The 14009-nt window shown below is 49.9% G+C and carries 13 protein-coding genes and 6 tRNA genes; 2 read left to right on the top strand and 17 right to left on the bottom strand.

Annotated elements, in window-relative coordinates:
* Nucleotides 1–32: 32 nt before the first annotated feature.
* From L9P87_RS13065 to L9P87_RS13040, 6 genes are all read right to left on the bottom strand, one after another.
* A tRNA-Val gene (locus tag L9P87_RS13065) sits at nucleotides 33–108 on the bottom strand.
* Nucleotides 109–170: 62 nt separating this feature from the next.
* Nucleotides 171–247, bottom strand: a tRNA-Asp gene (locus L9P87_RS13060).
* Between the two features lie 53 nt (nucleotides 248–300).
* Nucleotides 301–376, bottom strand: a tRNA-Val gene (locus tag L9P87_RS13055).
* 217 nt (nucleotides 377–593) lie between these two features.
* Nucleotides 594–669: transfer RNA gene (locus L9P87_RS13050), tRNA-Val, on the bottom strand.
* A gap of 62 nt (nucleotides 670–731) precedes the next feature.
* Nucleotides 732–808, bottom strand: a tRNA-Asp gene (locus L9P87_RS13045).
* 53 nt (nucleotides 809–861) lie between these two features.
* Nucleotides 862–937 (bottom strand) — tRNA-Val (locus L9P87_RS13040).
* 176 nt (nucleotides 938–1113) lie between these two features.
* Between L9P87_RS13040 and L9P87_RS13035 the strand changes: the two genes are divergently transcribed.
* Together L9P87_RS13035 and queD are read left to right on the top strand one after the other, a co-directional pair.
* Entirely contained in the window at nucleotides 1114–2502 is a 1389-nt protein-coding gene (locus L9P87_RS13035; RefSeq protein WP_237445185.1) for a two-component system sensor histidine kinase NtrB, read from the top strand.
* 179 nt (nucleotides 2503–2681) lie between these two features.
* Complete coding sequence (queD, locus tag L9P87_RS13030) at nucleotides 2682–3038, top strand: 6-carboxytetrahydropterin synthase QueD (protein WP_237445184.1); 357 nt, start codon at nucleotides 2682–2684, stop codon at nucleotides 3036–3038.
* On the opposite strand, the gene L9P87_RS13025 is transcribed toward queD, so the two are convergent.
* The 11 genes from L9P87_RS13025 to gspC form a co-directional block, all read right to left on the bottom strand.
* Complete coding sequence (locus tag L9P87_RS13025) at nucleotides 3035–3661, bottom strand: hypothetical protein (protein ID WP_237445183.1); 627 nt, start codon at nucleotides 3659–3661, stop codon at nucleotides 3035–3037. The two genes, queD and L9P87_RS13025, sit on opposite strands and share 4 nt — an antisense overlap.
* A gap of 133 nt (nucleotides 3662–3794) precedes the next feature.
* The gene (locus L9P87_RS13020) at nucleotides 3795–4271 is read right to left on the bottom strand and encodes a type II secretion system protein M (protein WP_237445182.1); all 477 of its coding nucleotides are present in this window, start codon (nucleotides 4269–4271) and stop codon (nucleotides 3795–3797) included.
* On the bottom strand, nucleotides 4271–5449 hold the full coding sequence (gene gspL / locus L9P87_RS13015; protein WP_237445181.1) for a type II secretion system protein GspL: 1179 nt from the start codon (nucleotides 5447–5449) through the stop codon (nucleotides 4271–4273). The genes L9P87_RS13020 and gspL overlap by 1 nt, the downstream gene beginning before the upstream one ends.
* 19 nt (nucleotides 5450–5468) lie before the next feature.
* Nucleotides 5469–6491: a type II secretion system minor pseudopilin GspK gene (gene gspK, locus L9P87_RS13010; protein ID WP_237445180.1), complete on the bottom strand. Its 1023-nt coding sequence runs from the start codon at nucleotides 6489–6491 to the stop codon at nucleotides 5469–5471.
* Entirely contained in the window at nucleotides 6478–7074 is a 597-nt protein-coding gene (gene gspJ / locus L9P87_RS13005; RefSeq protein ID WP_237445179.1) for a type II secretion system minor pseudopilin GspJ, read from the bottom strand. The genes gspK and gspJ overlap by 14 nt, the downstream gene beginning before the upstream one ends.
* Complete coding sequence (gene gspI / locus L9P87_RS13000) at nucleotides 7064–7471, bottom strand: type II secretion system minor pseudopilin GspI (RefSeq protein ID WP_237445178.1); 408 nt, start codon at nucleotides 7469–7471, stop codon at nucleotides 7064–7066. The genes gspJ and gspI overlap by 11 nt, the downstream gene beginning before the upstream one ends.
* Nucleotides 7455–8027: a GspH/FimT family protein gene (locus L9P87_RS12995; RefSeq protein ID WP_237445177.1), complete on the bottom strand. Its 573-nt coding sequence runs from the start codon at nucleotides 8025–8027 to the stop codon at nucleotides 7455–7457. Before L9P87_RS12995 ends, gspI begins: the two co-directional genes overlap by 17 nt.
* The gene (gene gspF / locus L9P87_RS12990; protein ID WP_237445176.1) at nucleotides 8027–9265 is read right to left on the bottom strand and encodes a type II secretion system inner membrane protein GspF; all 1239 of its coding nucleotides are present in this window, start codon (nucleotides 9263–9265) and stop codon (nucleotides 8027–8029) included. The genes L9P87_RS12995 and gspF overlap by 1 nt, the downstream gene beginning before the upstream one ends.
* Before the next feature lie 2 nt (nucleotides 9266–9267).
* Nucleotides 9268–10806: a type II secretion system ATPase GspE gene (gene gspE / locus L9P87_RS12985; RefSeq protein ID WP_435531798.1), complete on the bottom strand. Its 1539-nt coding sequence runs from the start codon at nucleotides 10804–10806 to the stop codon at nucleotides 9268–9270.
* Nucleotides 10806–12809 carry a type II secretion system secretin GspD gene (gene gspD, locus L9P87_RS12980; protein WP_237445175.1) on the bottom strand — a complete coding sequence of 668 codons (2004 nt, stop codon included), beginning with the start codon at nucleotides 12807–12809 and terminating at the stop codon, nucleotides 10806–10808. Before gspD ends, gspE begins: the two co-directional genes overlap by 1 nt.
* Before the next feature lie 51 nt (nucleotides 12810–12860).
* The gene (gene gspC / locus L9P87_RS12975) at nucleotides 12861–13778 is read right to left on the bottom strand and encodes a type II secretion system protein GspC (protein ID WP_237445174.1); all 918 of its coding nucleotides are present in this window, start codon (nucleotides 13776–13778) and stop codon (nucleotides 12861–12863) included.
* Nucleotides 13779–14009 lie beyond the last annotated feature (231 nt).

The following is a 14009-nucleotide window of genomic DNA, read 5'->3' as shown; positions in this document are numbered from 1 at the left end:
GCCAGACATGAAGGAGGATAATAAAGGAATAGTGGTGGGTGATGACGGGATCGAACCGCCGACATCCACCTTGTAAGGGTGGCGCTCTCCCAGCTGAGCTAATCACCCACTGCACAACCACAAAGGTTATGTAATGGTGGCGATATTCCACATACTCTCGATTGAATAAGTGGCGGGCCGGACGGGACTCGAACCCGCGACCTCCGGCGTGACAGGCCGGCATTCTAACCAGCTGAACTACCGGCCCGAATCGCATGCTGTAAGACTGGGTTCCAATTCCATTGAATGCGTCAAAAGAATTGGTGGGTGATGACGGGATCGAACCGCCGACATCCACCTTGTAAGGGTGGCGCTCTCCCAGCTGAGCTAATCACCCATGCCTTAGCAACGGAGCGCATTCTACAGCTCTAACGAATACTGTCAATGGTTTAGCCAGGGATTTCGAATAGAATTTAGTGAAATTATTAGCAGGGATAAAAAACGTATAATTAATGATCAAAATAGGCCGCATCAAGCCAAAAAACGGGCACGGAAAATCAAAAAGCAGAGTAAAATATATGAGCACTGAAGCGGTGACACAAGAAATAAAATAGTGGTGGGTGATGACGGGATCGAACCGCCGACATCCACCTTGTAAGGGTGGCGCTCTCCCAGCTGAGCTAATCACCCACTGCACAACCACAAAGGTTATGTAATGGTGGCGATATTCCACATATTCTCGATGGAATAAGTGGCGGGCCGGACGGGACTCGAACCCGCGACCTCCGGCGTGACAGGCCGGCATTCTAACCAGCTGAACTACCGGCCCGAATCGCATGCTGTAAGACTGGGTTCCAACTCCATTGAATGCGTCAAAAGAATTGGTGGGTGATGACGGGATCGAACCGCCGACATCCACCTTGTAAGGGTGGCGCTCTCCCAGCTGAGCTAATCACCCATGCCTTAGCAACGGGAGCGAATTCTACAGTTATAGCGTCTATTGTCAATCACTATTGTGAAAGTTTTTAAGCTGATCACGTCAAGACACGCCTGCGTTGGTCTAGCGCTATTCACTACCCAGGCCGAAAGACTTTGGCTATGCTGTGAGTAGATAATAATTTGACGGTGAGTTTAGTGCCCGAACCAACCAGCATCATACTGTTACCCCACCTATCCTCCGAACTTTCAGTACATTACCTGCTGTTTGCGCTGATGGCCGTCAGCGTTTTACTCACCATTGTCAGCGCTGCCTTGCTGCGTCGCGTAAAACGTTTAAAGCATCGACTATTCAAGCGTAAACAACAGGTGGAAAACGTCAATGGTCGACTCTTTGAGGCCATCGCTCGCCATGAGATCAGCCAGGAATTAGTCAGTGAGGCACAGGACTATCTGCACAGTATTCTCAATTCAATGCCTTCGATGCTGATCGGTATTACCGACGAGGGCGCAATAACTCATTGGAATAATCAGGCCGAACAATCAACCGGCGTCTGCAGCAGCAGCGCCCTGGGCAAAGATATTCACCAAACCTACCCAGAATTGCCGCTCTCCCCTGCTCGGCTGAGGGAGATCATTGCCAATGGCGACAGCAAAAGCTTCGAGTCGATACAGCATGGCAAGGGCTCGCTGGCGGCCTACCAAGACATCGTCATCTACCCGCTGCAGGGTGAGCATCAGGTTAATGGTGCTGTGATCAGAATCGACGATGTTACCGTTCGGGTCAATCTAGAAAATATGATGATGCAGCACGAAAAAATGAAATCGCTGGGGGAGCTGGCTGCTGGCCTAGCCCACGAACTGAACAACCCCCTGGGAGCAATTTTACAAAACCTGCAAACCGTCGAGCGACGACTGCAAACAGGACTGACAGCCAACCAGCAATGCGCCGATCAGGTCGGCATTTCCCTTGGCGATCTCAACCATTATATGGCCAACAGGGACATTCCGCTGCTACTTAACCATATACGCGAGGCGGGTAATCGTGCCAGTCAAATCATCAGCAATATGCTGGAGTTCTCCCGCAGCAATGAACTGCAAAGCCAAAGCGAAAACTTTATCGATTTGGTCGATGCCACCCTGGCGATGGCGTCGCTGACCATTAAACAAGATGGCGAACTAGCCTTTAGCGATATTGTTATTCACAGGCATTACCCCAAGCAGGCAATTTACGTCAACTGCAGTGCCAGCGGCATTCAACAGGTACTGCTGAACCTGTTCAGTAACTGCAGCCAGGCCTTTGCCGATGATGAAAATCTGCCAAATAAAACACCGACGATCAGCCTGACAATCGAACAGCGCCAACAGCAGATGGTGATGACAGTAACCGACAATGGCCCCGGCATTGAGGCTGCAGCCATCCGCCATATTTTCGACCCATTCTTTACCACCAAGTCAGTCGGCCGCGGCACAGGCCTTGGCTTGTCGGTCTCCTATTTCATCATTACGCAGCGCCATAACGGCCACTTTCACGTTCAATCCGAGCCGGGCAAAGGCTGCAGTTTTGAAATTATTTTGCCTCTGTAGACAGCGCCACCAGCAACACCAGCGCAAAATACTGGTCAGCGCTGGCGAAGGGTAAATGCCGGCATGCCAACACCGATGGTTTATGCTACCCTGCAGCCCGTTTGCCGTATAGGTAATCGCATTATCCACTTTTTACCCATCCAACCGTTTTTAACTGCGGCTCTATTCAGGTACTGACAATGGAAATTTACAAAGACTTTGTTTTCGAAGCAGCCCATAAACTGCCGAATGTTGCCGAGGGGCATCAATGCGGCCGTCTCCACGGCCACTCTTTTCATGTGCGCCTGTACATCAAAGGTGAAGTCGACGAAAAGACCGGCTGGATTATGGATTTTGGCGATATTAAGGCCATCTTCAAGCCCATTTACGACCGCCTGGATCACTACTATTTAAATGACATCGAAGGCTTGGAAAACCCCACCAGCGAAGTTTTGGCAAAATGGATTTGGCAACAGCTTAAGCCTCGACTCAAGGAGCTGGATAAGATCGAAATCAAAGAGACCTGCACCAGTGGCTGTATCTATCGCGGCGACTAAAGCTCTATATCGACCTGGCTAACAATCTGCTTAGCCATTTGCTGCAGGTGATCACCACCGGTATAGAACGGATTCTGTGGATAAGTACCGCGCAGCTTATAGAAATAGCCCTGACGGATGGTCAGGTATAACACCGAGTAATTCATCAGATTGCTCGACTGCAATTTGAACACCCCCTGCACCATTGCCGACGGCAAATTACTCTGACGATAGACTTTTTCTGACACCACTGACAACTGCTGATAATAGCCTGTATCGTAGGCCTCGTAGATATCTGCACGGACATGATCGTAGTGTGCACGCACTAATTCATTCGAGCTATAACCAAACCATTCCTGGGGTATGGGGTAGAGAAACAGATCGAAATAGGATTGGTCATTGTCTTTCTCGACATAGCGTAATACCAACCCCAGTCGCGGGTCGTCGTACTCCTTAATATCCCGTAGTTCATAACCACCCCACTGCTCAGGATAACTAAGCCGGGGGTAGATATAACGTTGGCTATTCGCCCCGGCAAGCCTATCCGCGGGCAACGACTGTGGCGGCGCAGACAGGCTACAGCCGGCAATCAACGTGATGAGTAAGACTAAAGTACTGCCGGAAAGCGTCGTTACTTTGTTCAAAGGCGGGATTCCTGCTAATGGCTATATTCGTTGCTGATGCAACTAACTATAGCCAATAGCAGGCTGGACGGTGGCCTAGAGCCTAGGCAATACAATTATAAAAAAAAAGCGTTAGTTCTTTTATCAACTAACGCTAGCGCTGCAAGCGGACCCTGGCGCTGACCCTGCCCGAGGCATCTTCATTATTCATTGAGACCGCATCGATGTTGACGCCTTTTTCAGACTCGACGTAATGCAACCAAGCCACCAGCTGCTTGTAGGGGATATTCTCAAACCAAAGCTGCGCCTTGTCCTTGCCGCTGGGCTGAAAGCGCTGCATGGTTAACTGAAATTGCGGTAGGCTGGCATCAACCAGCGTGCTGAGACTCTCGCCTTGGCCATTGTTGCCACTGCGTCGCTGCTGTTGAATTTGCTCAGCCGCTGTTCCCAACCACTGCAGCGTACGCACATCACTCTGATAGCGTTTCTCCAGCAGGTCGAGCTGGCCATACATGGGCTTGATAACCGCAAAGATTAACAGCGAGATCACCACAAACACAGTACAGCCAACAACCATCCATTGCTCACGACTCTGCAGTTGCTGCCAGTGCTCTTTTATTGCATCACCCATTACAGAGACTCCTTAAACTTCATCCGAGCGACAACCTTGTTGTCACGGTTGTTACTGCTCAGTAGCTCAGCGGACACTCCTCGCTCTTCCACCGCCTGTGTTAATTTCTCCAACTGCGAGAATTTATCGGCGACAACGGATATATTCATCTCCTGATTGCCCGCATCATAATTCAAGCTTTTTACTTGTAACTGCTTGTCATTAGAAGCCGGTTCAGCCACCAGAGACAGCAGTGAGAGGAAATTTGAACTCGAACCGCCACCAAATTTTTGCAGCTCAGACTCGAACCTTCGACGTGGGTTGGCACTGTAGCGGCCACTGGGAAATACGGTTTTAAAAATTTGCTGTTGCTGCTGTTCAACGCCGCTGATTTTGTTATTCACAGCACTGATTTGTGCGCCGATGACCGCGAGATTGGCAATAAAGGCACAGGCGACCACCGCTGTTACCAGCTTCCAGCGCTGCCAAATACTGCTCCAATCAATGCTGGGCGAGAATTCGCCTTGTAATAAATTGACAGCACTGGCCAACGGTTCAGCCTGGCGTAGCTGATCCAGCGGACGCAGCTCGATACGGTCACCATACTGCTCAAGCAGCGCCAGTACCTCTGGGTTATCGGACTCGGCATAACAAATAATGTGTTCAATGTTTTTTTGTTGTTGCAGCTGATCAAAATAAAAACCGAGCAACGCACTGTCTACACTACAGCCCTCGTTGATACCATAACGCAGCTGGCACTCGCCACTGCCATCAACCAATACCGTGCAACCGCCGTCACGGTATGGCAGCGATAAAGGCTCAGAGAGTACCTGCTCCACATTGATTTTGGCCGCCAAGAGTGGCGCGAGTAAATCGGACAATAACTGCTGCCGCATAACCGCCAAGACAATCGAGTGACTGCCAAACTCTGCATGGCAGATATGCAACTCATCGATGTCCTCGCAGAGCTGCTCCTCCAGCAGGTAATCTGTCGTTTTCAGCACATGCTTTCGCTCGGCCTCAGAAAATGCTACCCGCTCAATATTAACCTGGTAACCGCTGAGCAAAAACGTCACCGGGCGATTACCCACCTGCTGAGAAAAGGTTGTTAACTCCCCCTCTGCACTGGCTTTGTCATTATGTCCCCACCATTGATATTGACCATCAACCAGCGGTTTTATATAAATCGAATGACTCACTTTAATACCCACATTATTGTTATAGCCTGCCCGAACTTCTGGCCAGCACCACCACTTTATCGTTATGGCGTTCCAAGGCACTACTGAGCGTTTGACGGCTGCCAAACACCTCTACTTCGGCTGCCAACACAAACCGATTACTCATTACCGACACCTCGACACCAAGTTTTTTATCGCTGAGCTCCGGCATCGAGGTAAACATCTCTACCTCACTGTAAGGCCGGGCGGCGATTAAGTTATCCACCTCACTGTCGCTGAGCTCTGGCTCGGCGATGTATTTCATCACCAGTGCCGGTGCTGAATTAATATTGATACGCTTATCTTCGCCCCAGACACTGACATAAGGCAATAGAGCGCGATAAATATCTTTATTCATACCCTCGATCCACAGAAGCTCAGACACAGACTGTATTGGCTGGTTAGCCGCTAAATAGGCCGGATCTTTGGCTAAATAGGTGTCGTCTTCGCCGCCACTGAAATTACGCTGAATATTATCACTATCCACCCAATCACTGATTGCATCGACAAGGCTGTCAGCACTGACAGGGTCTAAGGCCAGTTGCTGTAATACCAGCGACAATAACTTTTGCTCTGCGGTATGACCATTATTGATGCCACTACCAGCACCGCCTGCATCCTCGCTCTGCTCACCATCGTCACTGTTTTCCGAGCCATTGCCGCCGCTGTTACCCCCACCCTCACTGGTTAGAAAGTTAAGGTTTATCATACCTTGCGCATCAATCACCTTACCGCTGACCCAGCCTTCAACATCTTCTAACGGGTAAACTTGCTCAACAAAAATATCCTGTTGATCATAATCGGGATAAGTTTTGTTCTCTTCCTGCAACAGTTCTTTAGCCAGTGTTTCGGCAGTTAGTAAATAGTAATAACCCTGCTCATGATTAAATTGATTCGCATATTGCTTCATCCCCAGCACAAATTCACGCGCCGCTGCTGTCACCAATGCCGAGATCAGCGCCACCACCAGGATTGCCATAATCATCGCAACACCACGTTGATCGGAGAGTTTACTGTAATGCATAGACCCTCCTGACCTCATCAATATCATTAAAGGTAATGATCACTTCCAGCATTTTTCCTGGTGTTATCACTCCCTGCAATGGCCACTCTGACTGCCACAAACCTTGCTCTGACAGCACGTTAACCTCGATATTATCCACCCCGTTGATCAGCTCAACCTCGCGATATCCAATATCAGTTAAACCATCAAGTACCAGCCACTGCCCGCGATAAAGAATGTCGCCCTCCCAGCGGTAGGCTACTCGCTGAAGTTCGCCACGATTACTCAGCATCGGGTTGTGCCAGCCAAACTTCGTTAGCTCTAACCAGTTCACTTGTGCAACACCGGTTTTCAGCGGTGGCAATACCGGACCAAAATCTCCGCTGCGCACCTCTCGATTGGCCAGCTGACGGACATCCCGCGATAATACGCTGAAGAAAAGCTGCATATCACTCATGCGCTGCTGATGCTGCCGCGAGATCTCAATAGAGTTTATATTGCCGCTCATGGCCGAATACGACAACAGACCGATAACCGCAGATATCGCCATTGCCACCAACACCTCAATCAGGGTGAAACCATGCTGTACTTTTCTAAGGGCCACCGCCAGTGCCCCCTTTTGTACCGAAGTAGTAACTGAGGGTGACTATATCGTTGCCACCATCATCATTTAAAGCAACCCCTATCGAAACCTTAAAAAAGCCTTTTTGCTCTGTTTCCTCAACCTCAGCCTGCCAGCGCCACTCCCGGTTAGCCAATGTCACTGTATCGCTTTGACCATCCTGCGGCTTGTTACTTTGGCTGAGCTGATAGCGCATCTCTTCGATGACATTACTGGCAACCCAGGTAGCGTAAGTGCGTTGTTCAAGATGAAAGGTATCTCGCAGCTGAGCCTGCACGGCAACAGATAATGCCGGCAGTGCCACGGCGATGATAACCAGTGCGACCAACACCTCAATAAGCGTAAAGCCACCTTGACGGCGGTTACTCAAGCGCATCATCGCCCTCCTCGACCAAGGTAATTTTACCGAGAAAATTACCTGTTATGGTGTGACAGATAGGCTGATTTGGCTGTCGACATAGGCGCATCTGAAAATCATTTAGCTCACCACTGCTGAGAAAATATAACTGCGGTTCTGGTGCTACTGGTTGCTGACTATCTTCTTCACTCAGTGCTATAGGCTGTTCATCGAGCAATAATTCAAGGCGATAGCCAGGTTCAATGGTCAGTTCATCAATCCGATCTGAGGGCAGCCAAGCGGCATCGCTCTCGGTGGCATCGGCATCGTAGATTAACCAGCGGCCAATATAGCGCTCACCCTCATCCTCCACTTCTTGGCGGTATAGTTGCAAGCCCAGTGTACGAGAAGTCATCACCGCTTCCTCCCGCTGAAAACGCAGATAAGATGCCAGCTCGCGAGTCTGACTCATGTGCTGTTGCGGCGTGATGCCCGTTGGGATGGTCGACATCACCAAACCGCTGGCAATAGCCACTACTACCACCACCAACAATAACTCGAGGAGGGTAAAACCTGCTTGTTGGCCACGGCTATTCATTAACCGACCAGATTATTCATTTCAAAGATAGGTAGCAGAACAGCGATCACAATCATCAACACCGCCCCCCCCATCAACACGACAATAAGCGGCTCAAAGGCAGACATCAACGTGCTCAGCTTCGATTCTAATTCACGGGTCTGGTTAGCAGCACAACGGGACAGCATGGTTTCTAACTCGCCACTGGCCTCACCACTGGCAATCATATGAACCATCATCGGTGGGAACTGCTCGGACTGCTCCAGTGCGCGCGACAGACTACCGCCCTCCTGCACCTTGACCGCCACTGCACCACAGGCGTTGCGCAGGCAGAGATTGGTCAGTACCTCGGAGGCGATCTTTATCGACTGCAACAGTGGCACACCACTGGCCATCAAAATACTCAGCGTAGAGGCGAATCGAGTGGTGTCACTGACGCGAATAACTCCACCAATAAGCGGCATTTTGAGCTTTATTTTATGCCATTGAAGCAGGTTCTTAGGGTTTCTTAAGAGCAGTTTAAAAGCGATGAATAAGCCGGCTATCACCACCACGCTGACCAAGCCCCAGGCGGCAAAAAAATCACTGGTGGCAATCAACCCTCGAGTCAGAACGGGTAACTCGGCATCGGTATTTTCGAAGATGGCGATTAAATCCGGTACCACAAAAGTCATTAAGCCAGCCACCACGGTTAAAGCAAAGACGACTAGCACAGAGGGGTACATCATTGCCTGTGTCATTTTTTGCTTGGTATGGTGACTCTCTTCGGTATAGTCAGCCAATTGCTCCAACACTGTTCCAAGAAAACCTGCGCTCTCTCCTGCCTTGACCATTGCACGATATAAGCCATTAAAAACCTTCGGGTATTCGGCCATGCCAAAGGCCAGGGTATGTCCTTCCAATACCCGACCACGGACATCGAGCAACATGCCTTTCACCGCCGGCTTTTGCGATTGCTGGGAAGCCGCCTGTAACGTTTCAGCCAGCGGCAACCCTGCCTGCACCAACGTCGATAACTGACGTGTTATCAATGCCAATTCAGAACTGCCTATTTTCAAGCTGCCATGACGCAGCTGAGAAGGTCTATTCTTACTGACATTTTTAGCGGCAGATTTATTACCTGAACTCTCGGCAACAGCGATAGGCTTCAAGCTTTTTTCACGCAGCAACAGGCGAACCTGTCGCTCGGAATCAGCCTCGAGAATACCTTTGACTTTTTTGCCCCCGGTATCAAGGGCTTGATAATTATAAGCTGCCATAATTAACCTGACCGCGTCACACGGAGCACTTCTTCAATGGTTGTTTGGCCACTGAGTATACGACGACGGCCATCCTCAAAAATAGAGCCGTAGCGCTCTCTTGCCGCCTTCTCCATCGCCATTTCACCCACCTTGTCGTGGATTAACTGACGCATGGTTTCATCGATACGCACCAATTCGTAAATACCAATACGCCCCTGATAACCGCCGTGATTACACTGACTACAACCAGTGGCTTTATAAAGCGTGCACTGCTCACCAGCACTGATGCCCAGCAGCTCTTTTTCACTGGCGCTGGCACTGTAGGGCTCTTTACACTCATCACATAACACCCGCACTAAGCGCTGAGCGATCACGGCCAATAAACTAGAGGACAGCAGAAAGGATTCCACCCCCATATCCAATAATCGCGTTACCGCACCGATGGCGGTATTGGTGTGCAGTGTCGACAATACGAGGTGACCGGTTAAACTTGCCTGCACGGCTATATCGGCGGTTTCGACATCACGAATTTCACCGACCATTACGACATCAGGATCCTGACGGAGTATGGCCCTAAGCCCCCGCGAAAACGTCATGTCGACCTTGGCATTGACCTGCGTTTGGCCGATGCCTTTGAGCACATATTCGACCGGGTCTTCAATGGTTAAAATATTGCGACTACTATTATTGATGTGGCTGAGGCCGGCATAGAGAGTGGTCGTTTTACCTGAACCAGTTGGCCCGGTAACCAAAACAATACCGTGCGGCGTTTTTAGACAATCGGTTAAATCCTGCTCGACCTGCGTACCCATTTGCATCTGTTCAAGACTGAGCTGACCGGCCTGTTTATCCAGCAGACGCAGTACCACACGTTCACCGTGTGCAGAAGGGATGGTCGACATCCGAATATCGATGCCATGTCCAGCAATCCTGACCGAGATACGGCCATCCTGCGGGATACGCTTCTCGGCAATATCGAGATTGGCCATTACCTTCAAGCGTGAAACTAACAACGGCGCTAGCTGGCGCTTAGGTGCCAGTATTTCCCGCAGTACACCATCGATACGCAGACGTACAACAAGGTTATCCTCGAAGGTTTCTATGTGTATATCTGAGGCTTTTTGCTGCGCCGCCTGGGATAAAATCGCGTTGATCAAACGAATAACCGGCGCATCATCCTCCGCATCCATCAGGTCGGCAGACTGGGGTATTTCATCGGCTAACTGTGACAGGTCAATGTCGTCGCCCAAGTCATCCGCTACCTGCTGCGCCTCACCATCTGATTTTTGATAAAGCTGAGTCAGCAGAGGGGCAAATTTTTCCGGTGGCAACCCCTGGAGACGAAAAGGCTGGCCGCAAAATCGACGTATTTCGCGCAATACGATTAAGCTCGGCGACTGCTGATACGACAGCACCAAACCGTCCTCATCATGTAACAAGACTTGATGTTGACTGGCAAAGCTAAAAGGTAATGTTAGTGGCGGCAGACTTTCTAAGCCGCTGTCGGCCCCATCCTGTTGCATCATCTCTTCATCATCAATTAGCGGCTGTTCACTCATTACTGCTCTTCCTGCTGCTCTGGGTCTTGCTCTAACTCTTCAGCGCGGATTTCATCGAGGCGTTGAATCTGCTTTTCCCAAGTAGGCAATAATGGCATCACATCGTCATCGAACAGATCGACACCCTCTTCTTTGTCGCCCAACTGCATCTCACGCATATCGCGGTATTTTTTACTGCTGGCGATATTCATCGAGTTAACATCACGAATAATGGTGGGCTTCAGGAAAATCATCAAATTACTCTTAACCACCTTATTGGCATCGCTGCGGAACAGGCGGCCCAACCAGGGAATATCACCGAGTAAAGGAATCTGTGAGTTAACCTGATCCAGACGTTCATCAATTAAACCACCAAGCACCACCGTCTCACCATTATCGACCAATACACTGGTCTCAATAATACGTTTGTTGGTAATAATATCGGAGGCATCGACCTTCGACGCATCACCGGTCAACGAGGAGATCTCCTGATAGATTTGCAATACCACCGTGCCACCCTCGTTGATCTGCGGCGTCACTTTTAAAGTAATACCCACATCCTTACGCTCGATGGTGGTAAAGGGGTTGGAACTGTCACCCGAGTCATTGGTATAGCTGCCAGTGGTAAACGGGACTTCCTTACCAACCACGATCTGTGCCTCACTGTTATCGAGAGTTAACAGGCTGGGTGTCGACAATATATTGCTGTTGGTTTTCTCTTCCAGGGCGCGGATAATCGCCACGTAATCGTCATCGGCAATACCAAAGGTACCGCCTCTGGTCCCCGCCAACGCTGTCGCCAGGCCAGCGGTTGGGTCTGCAGCCTCAACACCACTGGCGATGCTGCCTAATAAGCCAGAGGAAACGTTACTGCCAAAACCGACGCCGCTCTGTCCCATCCATTCGACACCAAGATCCTTGCCATCCTCATCGCTGAGCTCAACAATAATGGCCTCAACCAATACTTGGGCGCGACGTATGTCCAGCTTTTCAATAATACCTTCAATCATTGCCAAGTCGCCGGCGTTGGCGGTGACGATTAATGCGTTAGTCGCCTCGTCTGCTTCAATCACCGCCGTCGATGCTGTCGGTGTCACAGTCTTGCCCTTGGCGTTATTAGCCGATGCCTTTGACATATTGGCCGTCACCTTTGACAGCACCTCCGCCACATCGATGGCATTGGCATATTCGAGATAGATAACCCTGGCATTACCACTGGTAGGCAGCGGCGTATCCAAGTGCTTGACCAAGGCTTTGATACGGTTGCGCTGAATTTCATCGCCGTTAATCAATACGCTGTTTGTGCGAGCGTCGGCCACCAACTTAACCCGAGAGCTTTGTGAGCCGCCCTTGCTGGCAGCATCTTCCTTATCGAGTAACTCGATCATCCTCACGGTATCTTCCGCAGAGGCATGTTTGAGCTGGACAACGTCGGTTTTATCCACAGCAGCCTGATCGATGCTATCGATAATCTGGCGAATACGCTGAATATTTGCGGCGGTGTCGGCAATAATAATTGCATTACTTGGCGCATAGGCAGCCAGATGGGACTGCTGAGCCACCAACGGGCGCAAAACAGGCACCAGTTTCGCCGCAGAAATATTCTCTAACTGAATAACATGGGTGATGTACTCACTGTTGGCACCCGGAGTCTCAACCACTGGCAACGCCTCCGTACGGCCTGATTTAGCCGGCACGATGCGAATAGCGCCACCGGACTCGACGGCGACATAGCCGTGCACATCCAACACAGACAGGAACAGGTGATAAAGCTCATCCTCACCGACTGGGTCGACAGAGACAACCTTGACCTTGCCTGTTACTTTCGGGTCGACAATAATCGTCTTACCCGTGGCATCGGCTACAAAATGAATCAGCTCCTGAATGTCGGTGTTATTGAAATTCAGCGTCCAGGTTTGCGGTGCCATATCGGCAGGTGCGGCGGTTAGAGACGACACCGGTTGTAATAATGCCGCCGTTATCAACAGTGTTCTCGCTACGCTTTGATAGGAAATCAACTTCACTTGCTTACACCCTGATTATTCATTACTTCGTTGTTATACATTATTATCTCGCTATTCTGTGTCGAAGCCGACGAGCAGATCGATGCTCTGCCCCTGACGCATGACTGACAGGTTGACCTGCTGAGCCTCACCGGCCAATTTATACAGTTTCATCAGCTTACTCGGATCGCTAATCGCCTCGCCATTCACCGCCGTAATAACATCACCGTTTTCAAAGCCGAGTTGCTGAAACGCTTCAACCTCTCGCCCTGGGGCAACCCGATAACCCACTAACTGACCATCTTCACTGTAGGGCCTGGCATTGATAATTTTCATCAATGAGCTTGGGTTTTTCTGCAGCCGCTGTCGCATATCCGTCAGCACCCGTTGAGTATCTTGATTCTTACGGCGATCGTCAGTCTTACCTGCGCCAACTCTCGGTGCCGAAGTAATCGTCGCCACCTTACTCGTCTTATCAAACAGCAATAACGATTCAGTTCTGCCGCCATTTTCAATCAACACCTTATCGGCGAATATCTCTAACAGTTTTACTCGGCCTCCTCCAGGAAGGCTGTCACCTGACTGATAGTTCTTCTGCTTTTTCTGGTAACTAATAATAGCGACTGAGAGCTCGGGGGCAGATGACAAAATCACCCCATTCAACTCCAGATTCAGTTTTGTTACCGCTGCTGTTTTGGTTTCAACCTTTTTAATAACCGGCTCATTAACAGCAACATTCTCGCCAAAAAAGTCCAAGCCCTGCAGGTGATTAATATCAACATTGCTTTCACTGACAGCACCGCGACTATTATTCATTACCGCCACGGGTGGGGCGATGGCATTATTGTCTGCAGCCACCAGTGACCACGTTAGATTAACCAACGCCACCAACAGCATAAAAACCGCGACAACAATAATAGTTAGCCTTAGCCACGACTCAATTTGGTCACTATTCTCGGCACCTGCCAGAGCCTTAACACGGCTTAACAAACTAACTCCTCTAGAGCCTAATTCGGCCCTGCCAACATCATTTTTTATCGTTATATTCTATTGTGTCATGTTTTTGGCACTTAAAAATAAGGCTTTTAAACATTCCCGCTCGATACTGCGACACGATGAAGAAAAAGCCACCATCATCGGTCTGCTATACGCTTTTATACTATTACTATTCGCCGACAAAAGCCAAACCGGCGAACAGCATGACAACAATAAAACCGTCAC

Source organism: Sinobacterium norvegicum (assembly GCF_923077115.1).
Lineage (GTDB): Bacteria > Pseudomonadota > Gammaproteobacteria > Pseudomonadales > Sinobacteriaceae > Sinobacterium > Sinobacterium norvegicum.
This window is presented reverse-complemented; position numbering and strand designations above follow the sequence as displayed.

Excerpts from the sequence above, each read along its gene's own strand:
- queD (WP_237445184.1), top strand. The coding sequence starts at position 2,682 with ATGGAAATTTACAAAGACTTTGTTTTCGAAGCAGCCCATAAACTGCCG.
- L9P87_RS12995 (WP_237445177.1), bottom strand. The coding sequence starts at position 8,027 with ATGAATAGCCGTGGCCAACAAGCAGGTTTTACCCTCCTCGAGTTATTG.
- gspF (WP_237445176.1), bottom strand. The coding sequence starts at position 9,265 with ATGGCAGCTTATAATTATCAAGCCCTTGATACCGGGGGCAAAAAAGTC.
- gspI (WP_237445178.1), bottom strand. The coding sequence starts at position 7,471 with ATGATGCGCTTGAGTAACCGCCGTCAAGGTGGCTTTACGCTTATTGAG.
- L9P87_RS13020 (WP_237445182.1), bottom strand. The coding sequence starts at position 4,271 with ATGGGTGATGCAATAAAAGAGCACTGGCAGCAACTGCAGAGTCGTGAG.
- gspE (WP_435531798.1), bottom strand. The coding sequence starts at position 10,806 with ATGAGTGAACAGCCGCTAATTGATGATGAAGAGATGATGCAACAGGAT.
- gspK (WP_237445180.1), bottom strand. The coding sequence starts at position 6,491 with ATGCATTACAGTAAACTCTCCGATCAACGTGGTGTTGCGATGATTATG.